We start from the raw sequence: 20457 nt of genomic DNA, 5'->3' as shown, positions 1-20457 counted from the left end.
GTTGGGCGTAGGCGCCTATCGGGCACTGGTGGAAAAACGCCTCAATGGCGTAATGGTTTCGGTTCACGGTCAGTTGGAATTGAAATATGTGCCGTTCGAAGAGCTCGTCGACTCGCACACCTTAGTCACGATGGTGCGGTACATTGATTTGGATTCCGATTTCCACAAACTCGCGCGATTTTTGGAAACCGACGTGAGCGAATGAAGCAGCCTTAACGCTGCTCAGGCATTGCCCGAGCTAAGTTTCTCAGCCGCTGAGCGTACCTTTGGTACTGGGCACCCCTGGCATGCGCGGGTCGGGTTCAACGGCCATTCGCAGGGCGCGGGCCGTGGCTTTGAATACCGCTTCGCTAATGTGATGACTGTTGCGGCCGTGGTGTAAAATCACGTGCAAATTCATCAGGGCGTTGGCAGCCACGGCCTGCCAAAAATCTTCGACAAGTTCACTATCGAACTGGCCGATTTTTCGTGCTGGAATGGGCGCCTGAAACACCAGAGCATACCGGCCGCTTAAATCGACGGCCGACGTGACCAGCGTTTCTTCCATCGGCAGGGTGAAGTGGCCGTAGCGGCGGATGCCGGCTTTATCGCCGAGCGCTTGCTTGAGCGCTTGACCTAAGGCAATTCCGACGTCTTCCACCGTGTGATGCTGATCGACGTGCAAATCTCCCTGGGCTTGCACGCTCAAATCAAAGGCCGCGTGCTTGGCCAACAGCGTGAGCATGTGATCGAAAAAACCGACACCGGTGGCAATCGTACTGGCGCCTGTTCCATCGAGATTCAACTCGACGCGAATTTGCGTCTCAGCAGTTTTGCGATCAATGGTGGCGGTGCGGGACATGGGAAAATAAAATCCGAAAAAAGAAATTTATGACCCGGTAGTTTAGGGCTTCGAACTTCGGATTTGTTTCGAGTTTCAAATTGCGAATTTCGCGTTTTTTCAACTATACCATGCTGTGGAGCAGGGCCACGCAGGCATCAATTTGTTCGTCGGTGCCGACGGAAATTCTTAGGCCATCGCCCCAGCCGGGATAATCCATGTATCGCACGAGCAGGTTGGCGGCTTTCAACCGATCGTAGAGCGGTTTCACCGGCACGCTGGAATGCGGGTTCCAGACAAAATTCGCCTGCGAATCGACTGTGGCAAAACCCAAAGCTCGCATGCCGGCGGTCAGTTTGGCGCGGGTGGCCACTATTTTGGATTTGTTGGCGGTGAGCCAGGCCTGGTCATCGAGGGCAGCCGTAGCTCCGGCGATAGACAGGGCATCGCAGTTGTAGGAATCCTTCACTTTTTCCAACTCACGAATGATGTGCGGTTGCGCAATCATAAAACCGAATCGAAGTCCGGCCAACGCGTACGATTTGCTCAACGACCTGGTGACCATAATTTTGTCGGTTTGCTTCACTAATGCCACGCAGTTGGTATCGGCAAAATCGACATAGGCTTCGTCGACGAGCAACGGGCAGGAGAGCGCGTCGGCAATTTCGCGGACGCGGGCAGGTGGAATCATCGTGCCACTGGGACTGTTGGGATTGGGCAGAAACGCCAGTTTCAAGCGTGGCCGTGGCTTCGTAAAATCGTTTCCCAGCGACCAATCTTTGGAGAAGAAAACTTCTTCGGCCTCGGAACCCTGCAATTGCGCCAAGGTTTTGTACAGGATGTAACTGGGATACGGTAGCCGTAAAGAATCGCCTTGGCCAACAAATGCCCGGGTAGCAATGGTCAACAAATCGTCGCTGCCGTTGCCGCACAAAATCCAATTTGGCTCTACACCCAACAGCTCTGCAGCCCGAGTACGGAAGGCCGTGGCTAGCGGATCAGGATATTTTTGCAGCCCAAGTTGAATGGCCCGACCGATGGCCCGTTGCACGGCCGGGGATGAAGGATACGGATTTTCATTGGTATTGAGCTTGATAACATTCCCTTCGCGCGGTTGCTCGCCGGGAACATAACCGTGCATGGCCAGAATTTCGGGACGAATGAAAGCAGCCATTAGTGGTCAGTGGTCAGTGGTCGGGCGCTCATTGTTTACGCATTTACTTACTTATCCGCACGTCGATGCTGGCTTTGTGAGCCGTTAATCCTTCTTTGTCGGCCAGGCCGCGGATGTCGCCGGCCAGCGCGGACAGGCCGGTTTCATTCAGCGCAATGACGCTGCCCCCACGCAAAAAGTCGTTGACGGTTAATCCGGCGGCAAAGCGGGCCGTCCCACCGGTGGGAAGTACATGCGATGGTCCGGCTGCATAATCGCCGGCGGCCACAGGGCTAAAATGCCCCAAAAACGCAGCACCGGCGTGAGGAATTTGTTCGAGCAACGCTTCCGCATTCGCTGCCGCAATGTGCAAGTGCTCTGGCGCGATTTCGTCGGCTAGTGTACAGGCCTCGTTCGCATTGCGGGCCAGAATTAGCGCGCCGAACTGTTCCAAGCTTTGCCGGGCTAAATCACCACGAGATAAATGTGCCGTTTGACGCTGTAATTCTTCGGCCACCGCTTCGATCAGCGGCGGATACCAGGTGATCAAAATGCCTGAGCCGGGAGCGTGCTCGGCCTGGGCGATCAAATCGGCGGCGGTGAAATCGGGCCGAGCGGTTTCATCGGCCAAGACCAACACTTCGCTGGGACCGGCGATGGAGTCGATATCAACTTCGCCAAACACATGCCGCTTGGCTAAGGCGACGAACAGATTGCCGGGGCCGACTATTTTATCCACCTTGGGCACGCCGTCTACACCGTATGCCAAAGCGGCCACGCCTTGTGCGCCGCCCAGGCGATACACTTCGGTAATGCCCAATTCGGCGCAGGTGGCCAGCAGATCGGGATTGTACGCACCGAACTTTGTCGGCGGAGCGATGACGGCCAACTGCTTGACGCCCGCCACTTGGGCTGGCACAGCGGTCATCAACACCGTGGAAGGATACGCTGCAGCACCACCGGGCACACAAATCCCGACGCGGGCAAGCGGCAAATATCGCTGCCGCAAATATCCGCCGCCGGCCGGCAAATCTACCCGCACGTCGTGCTGCAAAATTGCTTGTTGGAAACAGAGAATGTTTTGGCGAATGCGGCGGATGGCAGCCAGAAACTCGGCGTCGGCCTGGGAATGGGCCGCGGCTAATTCGGCGGCGCTCACTCGCAGGGTGTCGGCCGTAAGCTGGGTTTTGTCGATGCGAGCGGAATAATCGAGCACAGCAGCCAAACCTTTGCTGCGCACATCCTGACAAATTCGTTCGACAACTTGCTGCGGCGAAAGGGGTTCTCCAAAAACCTCCATGGTGCGCTGGCGCCCGGCTTCGCTAACCACATTGCCTTGTGGACTAAGCCGCTGGCGAAGTTCGGCCAGAACTTGGCGGACGTTCGCTTGGCGGGTATCGATCCGCAGCAGTTGTAAAGAATGTGACATACTTATATGGACACCCGCCAGCGGCTCAGGTTCAATGGCGAAACCGCTATTCTGACCGCCAGGCGATTGCAGGAAAAGGGTGAATTGTGAGTCAATTTTTGTTGCTGCCACTTTCTCTGCGATGGTTGTTGCTGTTCATCGGCGGCGCTTGCTTGGGCGCACTTGTCAACTTGGGCATTTACCGGTTGGCCTATGGGAAGCGGCGGATCAGTCCGTGGTGTTTAACCAAGAGAAAAATTCCGCGACGAAGTTTGCTGGATCGAATTCCGATTCTCGGTTGGTGGAGCTTGCGGCGCGAGGCGGTCATTCACGGGCAGGGCTTTTGGGTACGGCCCATGCTCATCGAGCTGTGTTTTGCGCTAGGCGTGGCCACGCTATACCTGTTGGAAATTAACAATTATGCGCTGAACATGACCGAGTTTTGGCCGGGGCGGCAACCGGTGGAAGCACGCTTCGTTGGACCGCTGCACGCGCAATTTTGCATTCACGTGGTGCTATTAGCATTCATGGCCGTGGCCACGTTCATCGACATCGACGAGCAAACCATTCCCGACGCCGTGTGCGTGCCGGGCACCGTCGTTGCGCTATTATTGTCTGTGTTTTGCACGTCGCCGGCGTTGCCGTCGTTGCAAATTGATCCGAATGTTCCACGGCCGGACAATTTGGTGAGCCCGCTGCGGTTTGATTATCCCTTTACCAACACCGAAGGCACGGAAGCATTTTTGCGAAGCGGCGCGGCAGTAGCTATTGCCCTGGCGATTTATTGGGCGTGGTGCTTTGCTCTGCTGCCGCGGCGGTGGCGATGGGGAATGGGCGTTAGCAAAGCCTGGCGCGTGATGTGGCGGAGGATTGCCGCCCGGAGCGAATGGATGTGGGTGATGCCGCTGGCAGTGGCGGGAACATTGCTGCTGATTTCGGCATGGCTGAAGGGAGGAGAACCGTGGCATGGTTTGATGACGGCGCTAGTGGGAGTGGCGGCCGGCGGCGGCATGATTTGGATGATCCGACTGATTGGCAGCGCGATGCTAAAGCAAGAGGCGATGGGCTTTGGCGATGTCACGCTGATGGCCATGATCGGCGCATTTTTCGGTTGGCAGCCGGTCATTATTGTTTTTTTCCTTGCACCGTTTGTGGGCGTGGTGTTCGGCGGAATTCAATGGTTGTTGTTTCGTCAGAATGTGTTGCCGTATGGACCGTTTTTGTGCCTCGCCGCATTCGTAACCTTTCTGTTTTGGGCCCCGCTGTGGGATTATTGCAGCCAGATGTTTGAAATCCCGTGGTTAGTACCGGCGGCCATTGTCGTGTGCCTCCCGCTGTTGGCGGCAATGCTGTACGGATGGAGATTTCTCCGAGAAAAAGCATTCCGATAAATACTTGCGATCGCCGAATTTGATTTTTGGGCGGCTGGGCCAAACGAAATAAGTCCCAGCGGCTCGAATTCCGTGGGTTCGGCAGCCGCGGCTCGAGTCAACCATCCGTTACTCATTCCGCCCGCTTAACGTCGAGTTTCGTGCTTCGTCATTCCTCATTTTCCCATGCTATCTTTCAGCATGGCCAGGATGTTAGAAACAGTGACCGACCTGCAAACCGGCGCGGAAGCGCTCCGTTGGCGGCGGTATGGCGTGATCGAAGTACGCAACGGACAGTTGGCGGCCATTCATCTGCGGCCGTGGCCAAAGCTAGTTTCCATTGTCAGCGTGCTGTGGGGCCAGTGGTATCACAAACATGTGCCCGGTGATTGCGTACGGTTGTATTACAATCAACCGCTGCGGCACCCAAATTTCCTGGCGGTGAAGTTTGCCATTTCGGCGCGGGGCACTCGCTGGGCCAGTGCACTTCGGGCGTTGAAAGTGCTGAATGAAATTGCACAGATCAAGGGGAGCGACGCCTTGCTGTGCGATGCCGCAAACTTCCGGCTTTCGTCCCGTATGCTGGCCCGCGAAGGGTGGGAACTACATGCGGCAAGCCGGTGGCATCGGAACTATATCAAGCGGTTTTATGGAAGCTACCCGCGATTGTGGGAGCCGGCAACGGATGGGGCGCTAGCAAAGACAGCGTAGAAACCGCGACGGCTCGCTCGGCTTGCGCCTCGCGGCTAAACGGGTAATGGAAATGCTGTCGCTGATAAGTGGCAATGGGAAGTTTTGCCCTTGTGACAGGTGACTGCGCCCGTTACCATTCCGCCCCAATTATCTTTCGTCGCCACAATGCCATGAGGCATGGGCGATCTCGTCTGGCTCGCAAATCTTGTCGCTGAATTTTCTGGAAGGAGTTTCTGTCATGCCGGGCAATTACAGCCGGCAATTTGCAATTGCACTTTTGGCGCTGGCCATGGCCGGCTGTCAACAGAATCCGTTCGCAGCTTCACCGCCGCCGCAACCATCGGTGTACCAACAGCAGCAACAGCTGGCCATGCTGCAGCAACAGCAAACATTGCAAAGCCGCACCAGTTCGTTGGATATAGACAATCAAGATTTGCAAACCAAGCTAGCCCAAGCGCAGCAACAAAATCATTTGCTGCAAGATCAGTTGACCGTAACGCGCGAACAACTCAACAGCACTACGCAGCAATTAACGCAGACCCGTGAATCGCAGCAGAGCACCGAGCAGCAAGCACAAGTAATGGCCGCCAGCATGCGCAAGCGGAACGCGGCTTCGATCAGCGCCAACAACAGCCTGGAACGCAATCTGCCGACGATCAACATTCCCGGCGTCGAAGTCCGGCAAGATGGCGACGTGGTGCGGGTGGAAATGCCCGTCGACCGGTTGTTCAATCCCGGCACGGCGCAAATTCGCCAGGATGCCGTGCCGATGCTGGACACGGTGGCCAGCGAATTGGAACACTCGTATCCCATGCAAATTATCGGCGTGGAAGGGCACACCGATTCCGATCCCCCGCCGCCAGGTGTGTTTGCGACGGACCATCAACTTTCGATTGCCCGGGCCGCCGCCGTGTTCGATTATCTCACTACCCGGGGACGCATGCGGCCACAGCAATTGTTTGTCGTCGGCCATGGAGCGAATCACCCGGTGGTTTCCAATGCGTCGCTGCCAGGCAAAGCCCGCAATCGCCGCGTGGAATTGGTGGTATACCCGGATCAGTGGCAACAATGAGGTTTGGGTGCGGGGTTAAGCAAATCTGAGCGCTGCGATTTAGCGCTTGCCGAACTGCCCACAGTCTGCCGCAAGTCACATCGGATGGTTACAATTCTCTGATAGTGAACCAAGCGCGACCGGCGGTGTCGTGATGGCGGATCCATCGGTAAAGCGCCGGTTAGTTCACGCGCTAAACCGCAAGCGGTTCGCTGGTCAGCACCTGGCGCCTCTCAACTACGAATCCTGAACTCGTCTTCATTTTCCTGATGATCGCCATTATCGACTATCAAATGGGCAACCTTCGCAGCGTGCAGAAGGCGCTGGAATGGGTGGGGCAACAGGCTGTTATTACCAGTTCCGCCGATGAAATTGCGAAAGCCGATAAAGTCATTCTACCCGGCGTGGGGGCGTTTGAAGATGCCATTGCTGAGTTGCGACGACGCGATTTGGTGGGGCCAATCAAAGACACCATCGCCGCCGATAAGCCGTTTTTGGGAATCTGCCTGGGCCTCCAACTGCTGTTCGACGTGAGCTACGAAAACGGCGTGCACGAAGGCTTGGGAGTTCTGGCCGGCGAAGTACTGCGGTTTGAAGTGCCGACAGCACTGAAAGTGCCGCACATGGGCTGGAACGGTTTGACCATTCGTCGGCGGCCGCCGATGCTGGAAGGCATTGCCGATGGCACGCATGTGTACTTTGTGCATAGCTATTATGTGAAGCCGCGCGATCCGGACGTGATCGCCACGGAAACCGATTACGGCGGCCCGTTTTGCTCCATGATTTGGCGCGGCAACCTCTTTGCCACACAATTCCATCCCGAAAAGAGCCAGTCCGATGGCTTGCGGCTGCTGTGGAATTTTGCGGCGCCCTGCTAGATGAAAGGGGCGCTCCAATGATTTGCTATTTTGATGGCCAGCCGGTGCAATTGGGCGATTCGGTGGATTTTGACGGTGAACCAGCAACAGTAATGGAAATCATCCAAACGCAAGAGCAAGCGACCGCTGAGGGATTGCCAGAGCCAATGGTTGGCTTTCAAACCGAACGCTTGGGCGCGGTCTACCAAGCTCCAAGTGATCGCGGCTGGGATGGAATTATCTTGCTTTCGAGAGCTCCCAGCCATATTTAGAACCACCACCGCAAATGGTGCCTGCTACTTGCATCGGGCCGGTAACTGTGGCATATTTTTGGTTTCCGTTCTGGGAGCCGGTTTCACGCAGGGGGGCTGTTTCGCCCATGCAGATTTGGCCTGCCATCGACTTGCGCGGCGGCAAATGCGTCCGCCTTCAACAGGGCGACTACGGCCGCGAAATGGTGTTTTCCGAAAACCCTGCCAATGTGGCCCGGCAATTGGTCGAGGCTGGCGCCGAATGCCTGCATCTTGTCGATTTGGATGGCGCTCGAGATGGCAAACAACTGAATTTGGATACCATTCGGGCCATCGTGGCGGCCGTGGAAGTCCCCTGTGAGCTGGGCGGCGGCATTCGCGACGAGGCCACCATTCGCACTGTCATTGACGACGTGGGACTGGCGCGGCTAGTGATTGGCACTCGGGCCGTGCAAGAACCCGATTGGTTCCGAAAAATGATTCAGCAGTTTCCCGGTAAGCTGGTGTTGGGAATCGATTCGCGCGACGGCTTAGTTGCCACCGATGGTTGGCTTAAAACCAGCGGGACGAAGGCAATCGATTTCGCTAAACAGTTCGAAATGGAACCGCTGGCTGCGATCGTCTACACCGATATTTCCCGCGACGGAATGTTGGGCGGCCCAAACATTGCGGCAAATCAGGCGATGAAGCAAGCAGTGTGCTTGCCGGTTGTGGCATCCGGCGGCGTGACTTCCGCAGCCGACGTCGCGGCATTAGCGGCCATTCCCATGGCGGGCTGCATCATCGGCCGGGCTTTATACGAAGGCAAAATCAAATTGGCCGATGCGCTGGCGGCAAGCCGGCCGTCGTCGCCAGTGCCCAGCAATTAGCAAAACTTTCAACTCCCCACTCACCATTTTCCATTCTCATGGCGAAGTACAACGTATCCGATATTCGCAACGTGGCCCTATGCGGGCACGGTGCTTCAGGGAAGACAACCCTTGTCGATAAATTACTGAACCTAACCGGCGCTGTCACGCGGCCGGCTAGCGTCGACGACGGCACCAGCGTGTGTGATTTTGACGAAGAAGAAAAGCACCACAAGTATTCCATTGAAGCGGCGCTGGTGCACTTCGACCACGGCGGCAAGCGCTTCAATTTGATCGATACGCCGGGCTATCCCGATTTCATCGGCCAGGCCATCGGCGCGCTACAGGCCGTGGAAACCGCGTGCATTGTGGTCAACGCACATTCCGGCATCGAAGTGAACACGCGGCGCGTGTTCCAGGAAGCGGGCAAAGCAGGCGTGGGGCGAATTATTGTCGTCAGCAAAATGGACACAGAGAATATCGATTTTCCGAAGCTCGTCAGCAACATTCAGGAAATGTGGGGCAAAGCCTGCGTGCCGTTGAATGTGCCGCTGGGTTCGGGACACGATTTCAAAGGCGTGGCGAGCGCGCTCAAGCCACCGGGCGGTGCCCAGGGCGCTCTCATAGATGTTGCGGCGGCCAATCAGGCGCTGATCGAAACGATTGTGGAAACCGACGAGGAAGTGTTGGCCCGCTATTTCGATGGCACGCCGCCTACCGATGAAGAAGCCATGCGGCTAGTCGCGCAAGGTATGGCCCAAGGCACGTTGATTCCGATTGTCTGCGTGGCCGCCAAAACGGGCGGCGGACTGAAAGAACTGCTCGACGTGCTGGCGATGTGTGCGCCGTCGCCGGACAAAATGGTTCGCAAAGCCACGGACGACCACGGGCAAGAATTGGAACTCAAACCCGACCCTGCCGGACCGCTGGTGGCTCAGGTGTGGCGGACGCGGATCGATCCGTTCGTGCAAAAGCTGAGTTTCATCCGCATGTACAGCGGCACGCTCAAGAAAGACGAAGGCGTGCACGTATCAGGCGCGCGAAAAAACATTAAAATTGGCCCACTGCTGGAGGTCCAGGGACACGAAACGAAAGCGATCGATGCGGTTTCGGCGGGCGACATTGCGGCCATCTCCAAGACAGAAGATTTGCACACTGGCACGACGCTGGGCAATTTCGTCATGCCAACGGTCAAATTTCCCAGGCCGATGGTTGGACTGGCGGCGACGCCCAAGACTCGTGGCGACGAAGCCAAACTTTCCGGCGCACTGCACAAAGTCGTGGAGGAAGATTCCACCTTCCACATCGACCGGGATCCGCAAACCAAAGAGCTCGTCATGACCGGCATGAGCGAGCTGCATTTGAAGATTTTGCGGGAGCGAATCAAACGGCGCGACAAGGTGGAAGTCGACGTGCACGAGCCGAAAATTCCATACCGCGAAACCGTGCAGCAAAAAGCCGAGGGGAGTTACCGCCACAAAAAGCAATCGGGCGGCCGCGGCCAGTTCGGCGAGGTGCACATTCGGATGTTTCCCTTCCCCAAGGACACGAACCCGACGGAATATTGCAATAAGGAGCATTTTCCACACATGCGGCAGTTTCATTACCACGAAAAGAACAATTTTTTGTGGGTCGATTCGATTGTCGGCGGCACCATTCCCAACAACTTTTTGCCGGCGGTGGAAAAGGGATTTTTAGAACGGCTGGAGCGCGGCGTCATTGCCGGTTACCAGGTGCAAAACGTCGGCGTGGAAGTGCATTTCGGCAAATATCACGACGTCGACAGTTCCGAAGCCGCGTTCAAAACCGCCGGCAGCATGGCCTTTCGCAATGTATTCCAGGAAGCCAAGCCGGGGCTATTGGAGCCGATTGTGCATTTGCACATTACCGTGCCCAACAACAAAGTGGGCGACATCAACAGCGACATGTCGGGCCGTCGCGGCCGGGTGCTGGGCATGGAATCGGCCGGCGGCGATTTGCAAACCATCACGGTGGTCGTGCCGCTGGCTGAAGTGACCACCTACGCCCGCAGCCTTTCGAGCATGACCGGCGGACTCGGCAGCTACACGATGGATTTCAGCCACTACGACGTGGTGCCCGGGCAGGTGCAAAAAGCGATCATCGACAAGGCCGTGCTGCACAAGGAAGAAGAGGAAGAGTGAATCGGCAAATGGGGAATCGGGAGTGTGGAATGGGTGATGGGAATGCAAAGCAGGGAATGCGAATGCCAAAAACGCCTCAATTTCATATCTGTTTCAGGCCGAGTAAAACCAGAGGACGGTTGATTTTACGGTGGCCCGCCCCTACCATGATTGGTCTGGCGGGCAGATTGGTCCGTTAAGGTTTGCGCCGTTTCGCCCTTTCCACTGACAGCATCATTCAGCACGTATCGGAACCGGTGTAGCCTTTCTTCACCAGCCCACGTGTTTGTCCCTTCGCCACGAATTCATTTCACACGCCGCCATGAGTAATTTTTCGGGCCGAAAACCGAGTTTGTGCGTGTGTTGTTGTCGGATCTAGCGCCGGACGTGCCGCTATGGCATCGCTTTTGCGTCCGGTCCTTACGCCGCCGTGTGGCGGGAGGCACCTTGTAACATCGCGCCGGTTGATTTCGCTGAATAGATTTGATGTCGAAAATCCACGTTGCGTAGCGCGACCAACGGTCGCGGCTTTATAACTGACCACTGACCACTGACAACCGAACACCGACCACTCCCATGGCCACTGACATCCGTCTCAAAGAACAACTGCCCGAGCTCACCAAGCGAATCGTGCAAACCTATAGCGAGGGGGGGGGCATCAACCACTTGGGACATTGCCCATTGCCAAATTACGACGTAATTATTGCCTGCTGCGAGGACCTAAAGGAAATCATTTATCCTGGGTTCCGGCGACGTGAAGGTCTGCATATGGGCAATGTTTTGTACCACGTGGGCGATCTAATCGATTCGCTCCATGATAAGCTCACTGTGCAAATCGGTCGAGCGCTTCGGCACGATGCGAAAGCCACTGAAATGTGCACAGAGGAGTCCGATTTTGAAGCTTTAGGACAAGCCAAGGCTGTGCAGTTCTTGGAGCAAATTCCCGAAATTCGCAAAATGCTGGCTCTCGACGTGCAAGCTGCCTACGATGGTGATCCGGCGGTGCGAACACAAGACGAAGTGATTTTCTGCTATCCCGGGCTGGAGGCAATTACGATATACCGTCTGGCACATGGCTTACATGCTTTGGGCGTGCCATTTATTCCACGAATGATGACGGAGTGGGCCCATTCGCGAACGGGGATTGATATTCACCCCGGAGCGACCATCGGCGAGCATTTTTTTATCGATCATGGCACGGGCGTAGTAATTGGCGAGACAACCGAAATCGGCAACCACGTTAAGCTTTACCAAGGTGTCACGTTGGGCGCACTGAGTTTTGCCACGGATGGCGATGGCAACTTAGTGCGCGGCTTGAAACGGCATCCGACAATCGAAGACCGCGTAATTATTTATGCCAGCGCCACGGTTTTGGGCGGACGCACGGTTATCGGGCACGATTCGGTCATTGGCTCCAGCGTTTGGCTTACGAAAAGCGTAGAACCGCACACGACGGTCGTGTTGGAAACCCCCCGGCTGCGAATGCGCAGCGAAGGGTTGGGCGAACTGGAGCCGACGCTGAATTACGTGATCTAAACGGGGCAACACCCTACTTCGCCCGAGTACGTTGCAGAAGCCGTGCAAATTCTGCCTCTAGATCGGCGTCAAGTTGCCGGGAGTCCACTGAAATAAACTCTGTGGAATCTTCCGGATTGATTGTCATTCGAATATCGCCATTGCGGGTCGGAAAGCCAAACCGCGTGGTGGCCGTTCCTAGGGCGACGTCGAAATCAGACGCAATGTCGTCAATTTCGATCCATCCGACCATTTGGCTAGACAAGAGAAACCTCGTTGCAATTCTCTACCGACTAATGATGGCTGCATGATGAAAAATGCCAGCCGCGATCTGGCTATGAAATGCATTCGGCAACCAGCATCGGCAATCCGTAGCCGACCGGGCTTCGAGCGAATAGAAAACAAAAGGATTTGTCGCTTTGCAGTCCGCGGAACCGGTTTATGAAGGATAACGCGGCGGTTGGCAGAGATTTGACCGTTCGGCTCAGCCAGCAACGATTCCACGTTCGGCCATTCGCAACTGGGCGCGGGCTTGTTGTTCCAGACGGTCGCGGATGGCCATCAATTCCGGCGTGTTGGCTTTGCGGGCCCGGGCTGCGGCCAAATGTTCTCTAGCAATGGCGGCGTTCAGCTTTTCGGCAGGCACGGCATTGTTAGTCAGCACGGTAACTATCCCATCGGCCACTTGTACGAATCCGCCGTCCACATAGAGCCGGACCATTTTTCCATCCTCCTTCAAACGCAGTTCGCCATAGCCCAACCGGCCAATGAAAGGGCTGTGACCGGGCAATACCCCCAGCTCGCCGTCATAAAGGGGCAAGGCGACAAAGCCGGCCGGCGTTTGCAAAGCCGTTGTTTCAGGCGTGACGACGATGCATTCTAATACCCGGATGGGACTAGTTACATCAATGGGCGAAGAGCCGCCGAATCTGATGCCATCGGTACCGCCTTCATGAAAATCGGGCATAGTTCGTTAAACTTGGGAAGTAGTAATTCGTGATTTATTTCTTTGCCGCGGCGGCCATTTTCTTCGCTTGTTCTTCCACCTGTTCGATTGCGCCCACATACATAAATGCCTGCTCTGGCAAGTGGTCCCATTTACCGTCGCAAATTTCCTCAAAGCTGCGGATGGTTTCGCGCAGGGGGGTGATTTCGCCTGGCTTGCCGGTGAACACTTCGGCCACCAAGAACGGCTGCGACAGGAACCGCTCGATGCGTCTGGCCCGGTTGACCACCTGCTTGTCTTCCTCGCTCAACTCTTCCACGCCGAGGATGGCGATGATGTCTTGCAGTTCGCGATACCGCTGCAAAATGCCTTGCACACGGCGGGCGATGGCATAGTGCCGGTCGCCCACGTATTGCGGATCCAAAATGCGGCTGGACGAAGCCAGCGGATCGACCGCCGGATAAATGCCTTTTTCCGAGATGGCGCGTTCCAGATACAAGAACGCATCGAGCTGGCCGAAGGCCGTGGCAGGAGCAGGGTCGGTGGGATCGTCGGCAGGCACGTACACGGCCTGCACGCTGGTGATGGCGCCTTTCGATGTCGAAGCAATGCGTTCTTGCAGCGCGCCCATTTCGGTGCCAAGCGTCGGTTGATAGCCCACGGCGCTGGGCATGCGGCCCAACAATGCGGATACTTCGCTGCCGGCCTGCGAAAAACGGAAAATGTTGTCAATGAACAAGAGCGTATCGGCCCCCGTTTTATCGCGGAAATACTCGGCCATGGTCAGCGCCGACAAAGCCACCCGCAAGCGGGCGCCAGGCGGTTCGTTCATTTGGCCGAACACCATGCAGGTTTGCTCGATGACGTGACGGCCGGTATCGCCGATTTTGGCTTCCTGCATCTCGATCCACAAATCGGTTCCTTCGCGAGTTCGCTCTCCCACCCCGGCGAATACGGAATAGCCGCCGTGAGCGCTGGCGATGCGGGCAATCAACTCGGTAAGAATGACCGTTTTGCCCAAGCCGGCTCCGCCGAACAACCCGGCCTTGCCACCGCGGACGAATGGAGTAAGTAAATCGATGACTTTAATGCCAGTTTCAAACACTTCGGTTTTTGTCGACAGATCGGTAACGGCCGGCGGATCGCGATGGATCGGCCAGTATTCTTCCGCCTGGACCGGGCCACGGTTGTCGATCGGCTCGCCTAGCAGATTGAACACACGGCCCAAAGTGGGTTTTCCAACCGGAACGGTGACGGGGCCGCCGGTATCGACCACCTCCATTCCGCGGACCATGCCGTCGGTGTTGCCCAAGGCGACGCAGCGAACACGGCCGCCGCCTAGGTGCTGTTGCACTTCGCCCGTGAGATGAATTTTGGTGCCTTTCACGTCGGCATCGACCTTGATGGCGTTGTAAATGGCCGGCAAATGTTCTTCGGGAAACTCGATGTCGAACGTCGAGCCGATGATTTGCGTCACCTTGCCGGTTTGCTTTGCGGCAGAAGGTTGTCCGCCTGGTTGCTTGGACGGGGCAGTTGCAGTAGCCATGCGTTGGATGAGTGGTTAGTAGTGAGTGGTGAGTTGTAATTAGCCCCCGGTCAATGACCGGGGGGTGAAGTGATGTTCGATTAACCTTTGAGCGCCTCCACGCCGCCGAGAACTTCCATAATTTCGCCGGTGATTTGGCTTTGACGGGCCCGGTTGTAGGCCATGGCCAGCGATTTGATCAGCTTGTCGGCATTATCAGTGGCCGATTTCATGGCCACTTTGCGGGCAATTTGCTCGCTGACCGCCGAATCGAGGAAGCACTTGAATAACTTCACTCGGAAACTGGTCGGCACAACTTCCTCCAAAATACTGGCTGCCGATGGGAGAAACTCGTATTGTGTTTCGGGAGTAGATTTTTTGCCGGCCTCTTGCTTGGGCGTGGGTGCTTTTCCGGTTTCCGGGAGTGATAACGCAGCCAGCGGCAGCAGCGTTTCCACGACGGTGGCTTGCTTGCTCAGGCTATCGAATCGGGTATAAACCACATCGAGCCGGTCGAGTGCGCCGGTGATGTATTCATCCAAATAACGAGTGGCCAGCAAGTCGACTTCGGCAAACGAGGGCTTATCTTCGAAATGCGTGTATGCCTGGTTGCCTTTCAGGCCGCGAAATTTGAACGCCGCGATACCGCGCTTGCCGGAAATTTCCAAATCGACTTGCGGGATGCTGGCCTTCAACTCGTTGTAGCGAGCCCAGGCCATGCGGACCACGTTAGAATTGTAGCCGCCACACAAGCCGCGGTTGCCGGTGAGGACCAGCAAAATGACGCGGTTGGTTTTTTCGCGCGACTCCAACAGCGGGTGGCTCACTTCCAGGCCGGCCTGCGACAAATCGGCCACGAGCTTGGTGATGCGCTTGGTGTAAGCCGTGGCGGCGTGCGCGCGGTCCATCGCCTTTTTGAACCGCGCAGTAGCGATCAACTCCATGGTCCGCGTAATTTTGCGAATGTTGCGGACGGAGCGACGGCGTTTATCGAGTGCGCGGGCTTTGGCCATAAAAAAGCGGTTAGCAATTAGCGGTTAGCAATTTGGATCCGGCAATTTGGCATGTAATCTCTTCGCATTGATCAAATTGATTATTCCCGCAAGGATTGCCGCTGGACTCCAAATGCTCGGAAACACGATAGCCATTCCAATGCAGAGTCCGCCCATCGTGGCGGCGATCCACATATCAGTTCTAAGTGACGTTACTGGTCGTTTCAAAATTCCCACAGCTTTACATCTCTCTTTTCCATTCAGCGTTTATCACACCGCCGCTGATTACACTTTCGCTAGTGCGGGTTCTTTCTTTTTGGCGCCGCCGAATTGGGTTTTGAATTGCTCGATGGCGACGTCGAGGGCCTTCATCGTGTCGGCATCTAAATCTTTGGTGTCGGCGATTTTCTTACGGATCTCGGGCTTTTGATCTTTGATGAACGTCAGGTACGCCTTTTCCCAGGCAGCCACCTGGTTACGAGGCACTTGATCCAAGTGGCCTTGGTTGCCGGCGTAAATGCTGAGCACCTGGTCGATCACGTCCATCGGTTGGTATTGCCCCTGCTTGAGCAACTCGACCATGCGGTAACCACGGTCGAGCTGTTGCTGGGTGGCGGCATCCAAATCGGTGCCCAATTGAGCGAAAGCTTCCAGCTCACGAAATGCAGCCAGAGCCAAACGCAAGCCACCGGCTACTTCTTTCTTTTTCATGGCTTTGATTTGGGCGGCTCCACCGACGCGGCTGACCGAAATGCCCACGTTCATGGCCGGACGAATGCCGGAAAAAAATAAGTTGGGCTGCAAGTAAATTTGGCCGTCGGTAATCGAAATCACGTTGGTGGGAATGTAGGCCGACACCTCGCCTTCCAGTGTTTCGATAATGGGCAACGAAGTAATTGAGCCGGCGCCCAAATCATCACTGAGTTTTGCGGAACGCTCCAGCAGCCGGCTGTGAGCGTAAAAAATATCGCCTGGATATGCCTCGCGGCCTGGGGGACGACGCAGCAACAATGAAAGCTGGCGATAAGCCTGGGCTTGCTTCGACAAATCGTCGTACACAATCAAGGCGTGTCCCTTGTTGTACATGAAATATTCGGCCATGGCGGTGCCCGCATACGGAGCAATGTATTGCAGTGGGGCAGGGGCGCTAGCGCCGGCAAGAATGACGGTGGTATAATCCATTGCGCCGTACTTGCGGAGGGCCTCAATGGTATTGGCGACCGACGAATCTTTCTGCCCGACCGCCACGTAAAAACATTTCACACCGCTATTTTTTTGATTGATGATGGCGTCGATACCGATGGCCGTTTTGCCGGTTTTGCGGTCACCGATAATCAGCTCGCGCTGACCGCGACCGATGGGCGTCATAGCATCAATCGCCTTCAGGCCTGTTTGCAACGGTTCACGCACGGGTTGACGGCCAGCAATGCCAGGCGCCATCGATTCGACAGGACGGCGCTCAGTCGTGACGACAGGGCCTTTGCCATCAAGCGGATTGCCTAGCGGGTCCAGCACACGACCCATCACGGCATCGCCTACCGGCACGCTTAACAGCCGTCCGGTGCTGCGAACTTCGTCCCCTTCCTCGATTTTCAAATAATCGCCGAGAATGATAACGCCGACAGAGTTTTCTTCCAGGTTGAAGGCCAAGCCGGTCACGCCGCCTGGGAATTCGACCATTTCGCCGGCCATCACGCTGGACAGGCCATAAACCCGGGCGATGCCGTCGCCCACTTCCAATACGCGTCCGACTTCCCGGACGTCGATGTGCGATTGATACTGCTCGATTTCAGTTTGCAGAACTGAAGCGATCTCGTCGGCTTTGAATTTCATGGATACTCCTGGTGAGCATGCTTTCGCGCAGCCGCTGTAGCTGCGTGGCAATGGACCCGTCAAATACCCGATCTCCCACGCGCAATACCATGCCGCCGATGAGTTCGGGATGAACTTGTTTATCTAATAACGGTTGCAAGTGCAGCCGCTTTTGGATTTCCTGGGCGATTACTTGTTCTGTGGCTGCATCGAGTGGCTCCGCAGTACTGACTAACACCCGTACCCGATTTTTTACGCGGTTGTATTCCTCGTGCACGGCCATGTGAATGAGCCGCAGCATATCGAGCCGGCCATGCCGGGCCACCACCTGCAAAAAACTCAGGAACACAGGCGAAGCCTGTTTGGCAAATGCCTTTTTGAGCATTGCTTCTTTGACCTCCTCGTCGACAAAGCCGGAGGTTAACACGGCTTCCAGCTTGGGCATTTTTTCCAGCACGTCGTCGATCAGCGAATCGAACTCCTGCACGACTGCTTCGGTCACGCCGGCCTTTTCGGCAGAGGCCACCAATGCCTCGGAATAAACCACCGCCGTGCGCCACGCGCCGGTATTGTACGTGGGAAGCTTCGTGAATTGACGGGGTGTGGTGAGGGGTTCAGGCATTTGATAATCGCCTCCGGCGCGGCTACCGAGGCTAACGGCGATGTTGATGAACGTGATGAATCAATTCCTGCTTGGTGCCGAGCTAGCGAATTTGGACAGTGAATCTTTCACCAAGCGGGAACGCTCTTCGGGCGTGAGCTTGGTGGAAATGATTTTTCCGGCCAATTGCACAGCCAAATCGGCGCTGCGCTCCGACAACTGCTCCACGGCAGCATCAGTGGCGGTGCGAATATCGCGCATCGCGCGTTCGTGTTCTCCCTGTGCAGCAGCTTTCGCCTCGGCCACAATTTCCTGCTTGGTGTGTTCAGCCGCCTGCCGGGCTTCGTCCAACATGGCCCGCACCTGGTCAGCGGCGCCAGCTAATTTGCGTTCGTACTCGGCCAACAACTCACGGGCTTCTTCATCCCTGCGGCGCGCAGCCTCGATGTTCTCGGCAATGTGATGCTCGCGTTTATCGAGTGCCTCGGTAATTGGTCCCCACGCGAATTTCTTCAGCACGATAAACAGCACCACAAACACGACGAATGTCCACAGCGCCAGATCCGTTTTGAACTGCAAAGGGTCGGGATGATCAGCCGGCGCCGAAGCGCTTGGCGTAGATACGGCGTTCGTTTCGTCGGCTGCGTGGGCTACACTAACCACGGGTATCGTCAAACCCGACGAGCCGGTGGTTAAGACCACACAGGACCAAACAACCATCGTCAACCGCAGTCGATTGCCGAATAAACGTTCGCAAAAGCGGCGCATATAACTTTTCCTCATCAATTACTAAAACACATTGCCAAAATATCCAAGCTCGACGTTTTGGCGGGCAACCCGGACAAACATTGCCGGCAACGTGCTTATTTGATAAACAACTTCAGCAAGCAAACCAACAGTGCGAAGAACGTGGCGCCTTCGATTAACGCGGCCGAAACAATCATCGCACCTTGAATTTTGTCGGCCACTTCCGGCTGCCGGGCCATGCTTTCTACGGCCGAACCCCCAATGCGACCAATGCCGAAACCGGCGCCCAAAATCACAATGCCGGCGCCTAGGGCAATTCCCAAATCCATGCTGAAGGGCGCCGGCGCCGGAGTACCACCATTCGCGGGGGGCTGAGCCAGGGCGGGCGAAGCCGCTAAGAGTACCACAACACACAGGGCTAAAATCCGCGTCAACTTATTCACTCTTGCATCTCCTTTGATGTTGGGCCTTGTTCTCGGTCCGACAGCCTTGCTCCAGCAAATCAATGTGGATGGACAGCCATGCCGATAAACAACGCCGACAAAAATGTGAAAACATAAGCTTGGATAAATGCGACCAACAGTTCCAATAAACTGAGCGCAACTACGCTAAAAACACTGACCGGCATCACGCCCCAGAACAAAAAGCTGCTGGCTGTAGCCGCGATAAAGGCCAAGATTACTGCAAGCACTAAATGCCCAGCCATCATGTTCGCAAGAAGACGAATGGCCAACACGCCGTGCTTGATGAACATCCCAACGACTTCGATTACGAAAATCATAGGAATCAGAAACACGGCCAACAGAGGCGGCAAATCGAGATGGGGCACCTGCGCTTTCCAGAATCCCAAAACTCCAAATTTTCCCATACCGGTTGCCAACACAATCACAAACGTGGAAATCGCCAGCGCGCCCGTCACCGAAAGCGATGCCGTCGGGGAACCAGCCCACGGCAGCAATCCAAACAAGTTACAGATCAAGATAAAAAAAAACGCATGCCACAAAAATGGCAAGAATCGCTCGGCATCATGTCCAATGGCCGGATGTGCCACCTGATCGCGAATAAACACCAGCATTCCTTCCAGCATGTTCCACCAGCGGCCCTTGGGCATGTCACTTTTGCGCATGCGATTGGCCAGGCGGATAAAGACGACCGCCATCAACACGGCTACGACCAATTCGATGAGCATGAACTTAGTCAGACGGAAGTGATAACCCTCGACATTGAACTGTTCCTCGGTTTTCTCGCCCGTCAGAGAAATGCGCCCCCCCATAAACTTGGGCAGATCGATGTACGTGGCATCCTGAACATGCCCGAACAGACGCTCAGGCGACAAGTAGTTTTCGTGTTGGGTATCAGCTTCGGCCATAACAAGACGATTTATTCGTGTTCTTGCCCCGAAATTTTCAGGACAATTCGATCTTTCCCGCGCGCCAGTCGCCAGCTGGCCTTGGACCGGAGCATCTAACCACTGCCAGCGTGGTATCGATCGGCAATGCCGTCAAGTAAAACAACAACACATAAAACACGAATCCAGCGCTAGCCAATCGAGATTGGGCCAACAGCACCATTAGGCAGGCTGCCAATGGAACCACCATGCGAATGACCATGCCGAACAATAATTTTGTAAGCGCAGCGTTCGGACCGTGAATAAATTCGCCGAACAACATGCCCATTGCAGAAGCACACCACACTACAATCCCTGCGGTGAACTCAGCCAAAACACC

22 protein-coding genes are annotated in these 20457 nt (G+C 55.8%); 9 read left to right on the top strand and 13 right to left on the bottom strand.

Features of this window, described 5'->3' with window-relative positions:
- Positions 1–205: 6-phosphofructokinase (locus VFE46_04270; GenBank protein ID HZZ27201.1), on the top strand; the 205-nt coding region annotated here is incomplete at its 5' end.
- A 42-nt stretch (positions 206–247) separates the two neighbouring features.
- On the opposite strand, the gene hisB is transcribed toward VFE46_04270, so the two are convergent.
- The 3 genes from hisB to hisD form a co-directional block, all read right to left on the bottom strand.
- Positions 248–841, bottom strand: a complete 594-nt coding sequence (gene hisB, locus VFE46_04265; protein HZZ27200.1) for an imidazoleglycerol-phosphate dehydratase HisB — start codon at positions 839–841, stop codon at positions 248–250.
- 103 nt (positions 842–944) lie between these two features.
- On the bottom strand, positions 945–1994 hold the full coding sequence (gene hisC, locus VFE46_04260) for a histidinol-phosphate transaminase (protein HZZ27199.1): 1050 nt from the start codon (positions 1992–1994) through the stop codon (positions 945–947).
- A 43-nt stretch (positions 1995–2037) separates the two neighbouring features.
- On the bottom strand, positions 2038–3402 hold the full coding sequence (gene hisD / locus VFE46_04255) for a histidinol dehydrogenase (GenBank protein HZZ27198.1): 1365 nt from the start codon (positions 3400–3402) through the stop codon (positions 2038–2040).
- A gap of 86 nt (positions 3403–3488) precedes the next feature.
- On the opposite strand from hisD, the gene VFE46_04250 reads away from it, so the two are divergent.
- The 8 genes from VFE46_04250 (at position 3489) to epsC (ending at position 12128) form a co-directional block, all read left to right on the top strand.
- Positions 3489–4772: an A24 family peptidase gene (locus VFE46_04250; protein ID HZZ27197.1), complete on the top strand. Its 1284-nt coding sequence runs from the start codon at positions 3489–3491 to the stop codon at positions 4770–4772.
- A 180-nt stretch (positions 4773–4952) separates the two neighbouring features.
- Positions 4953–5462 (top strand): hypothetical protein, encoded by a 510-nt coding sequence (locus tag VFE46_04245; GenBank protein ID HZZ27196.1) that lies wholly within the window; start codon positions 4953–4955, stop codon positions 5460–5462.
- 220 nt (positions 5463–5682) lie between these two features.
- Complete coding sequence (locus VFE46_04240) at positions 5683–6516, top strand: OmpA family protein (GenBank protein HZZ27195.1); 834 nt, start codon at positions 5683–5685, stop codon at positions 6514–6516.
- A 248-nt stretch (positions 6517–6764) separates the two neighbouring features.
- The gene (gene hisH / locus VFE46_04235; protein ID HZZ27194.1) at positions 6765–7373 is read left to right on the top strand and encodes an imidazole glycerol phosphate synthase subunit HisH; all 609 of its coding nucleotides are present in this window, start codon (positions 6765–6767) and stop codon (positions 7371–7373) included.
- Between the two features lie 17 nt (positions 7374–7390).
- Positions 7391–7624, top strand: coding sequence for a hypothetical protein (locus tag VFE46_04230; protein ID HZZ27193.1), 234 nt, complete (start codon positions 7391–7393; stop codon positions 7622–7624).
- A gap of 107 nt (positions 7625–7731) precedes the next feature.
- On the top strand, positions 7732–8472 hold the full coding sequence (gene hisA, locus VFE46_04225) for a 1-(5-phosphoribosyl)-5-[(5-phosphoribosylamino)methylideneamino]imidazole-4-carboxamide isomerase (GenBank protein ID HZZ27192.1): 741 nt from the start codon (positions 7732–7734) through the stop codon (positions 8470–8472).
- Positions 8473–8510: 38 nt separating this feature from the next.
- Entirely contained in the window at positions 8511–10613 is a 2103-nt protein-coding gene (locus VFE46_04220; protein ID HZZ27191.1) for an elongation factor G, read from the top strand.
- 555 nt (positions 10614–11168) lie between these two features.
- Positions 11169–12128 carry a serine O-acetyltransferase EpsC gene (epsC, locus tag VFE46_04215; protein ID HZZ27190.1) on the top strand — a complete coding sequence of 320 codons (960 nt, stop codon included), beginning with the start codon at positions 11169–11171 and terminating at the stop codon, positions 12126–12128.
- Positions 12129–12141: 13 nt separating this feature from the next.
- On the opposite strand, the gene VFE46_04210 is transcribed toward epsC, so the two are convergent.
- The 10 genes from VFE46_04210 to VFE46_04165 all read right to left on the bottom strand — a co-directional run.
- Positions 12142–12372: a hypothetical protein gene (locus tag VFE46_04210; GenBank protein HZZ27189.1), complete on the bottom strand. Its 231-nt coding sequence runs from the start codon at positions 12370–12372 to the stop codon at positions 12142–12144.
- Positions 12373–12591: 219 nt separating this feature from the next.
- Entirely contained in the window at positions 12592–13074 is a 483-nt protein-coding gene (atpC, locus tag VFE46_04205; protein ID HZZ27188.1) for an ATP synthase F1 subunit epsilon, read from the bottom strand.
- Between the two features lie 34 nt (positions 13075–13108).
- Positions 13109–14599, bottom strand: coding sequence for a F0F1 ATP synthase subunit beta (gene atpD, locus VFE46_04200; GenBank protein HZZ27187.1), 1491 nt, complete (start codon positions 14597–14599; stop codon positions 13109–13111).
- Between the two features lie 80 nt (positions 14600–14679).
- Positions 14680–15591: an ATP synthase F1 subunit gamma gene (gene atpG / locus VFE46_04195; protein HZZ27186.1), complete on the bottom strand. Its 912-nt coding sequence runs from the start codon at positions 15589–15591 to the stop codon at positions 14680–14682.
- A gap of 264 nt (positions 15592–15855) precedes the next feature.
- Positions 15856–17403, bottom strand: a complete 1548-nt coding sequence (gene atpA / locus VFE46_04190) for a F0F1 ATP synthase subunit alpha (protein ID HZZ27185.1) — start codon at positions 17401–17403, stop codon at positions 15856–15858.
- Positions 17360–18004, bottom strand: a complete 645-nt coding sequence (gene atpH, locus VFE46_04185; GenBank protein HZZ27184.1) for an ATP synthase F1 subunit delta — start codon at positions 18002–18004, stop codon at positions 17360–17362. Before atpH ends, atpA begins: the two co-directional genes overlap by 44 nt.
- Before the next feature lie 60 nt (positions 18005–18064).
- Positions 18065–18751 carry a F0F1 ATP synthase subunit B gene (gene atpF / locus VFE46_04180; GenBank protein HZZ27183.1) on the bottom strand — a complete coding sequence of 229 codons (687 nt, stop codon included), beginning with the start codon at positions 18749–18751 and terminating at the stop codon, positions 18065–18067.
- Between the two features lie 95 nt (positions 18752–18846).
- Positions 18847–19173, bottom strand: a complete 327-nt coding sequence (gene atpE / locus VFE46_04175; GenBank protein ID HZZ27182.1) for an ATP synthase F0 subunit C — start codon at positions 19171–19173, stop codon at positions 18847–18849.
- A gap of 59 nt (positions 19174–19232) precedes the next feature.
- Positions 19233–20099 (bottom strand): F0F1 ATP synthase subunit A, encoded by an 867-nt coding sequence (atpB, locus tag VFE46_04170; GenBank protein HZZ27181.1) that lies wholly within the window; start codon positions 20097–20099, stop codon positions 19233–19235.
- 37 nt (positions 20100–20136) lie between these two features.
- The coding region (locus tag VFE46_04165; protein HZZ27180.1) for a hypothetical protein at positions 20137–20457 on the bottom strand (321 nt) is incomplete at its 5' end.

It is taken from the genome of Pirellulales bacterium (assembly GCA_035656635.1).
Lineage (GTDB): Bacteria > Planctomycetota > Planctomycetia > Pirellulales > JADZDJ01 > DATJYL01.
Note: the sequence above shows the minus strand (reverse complement) of the source record. Positions and strands in the feature narration are given on the sequence as shown.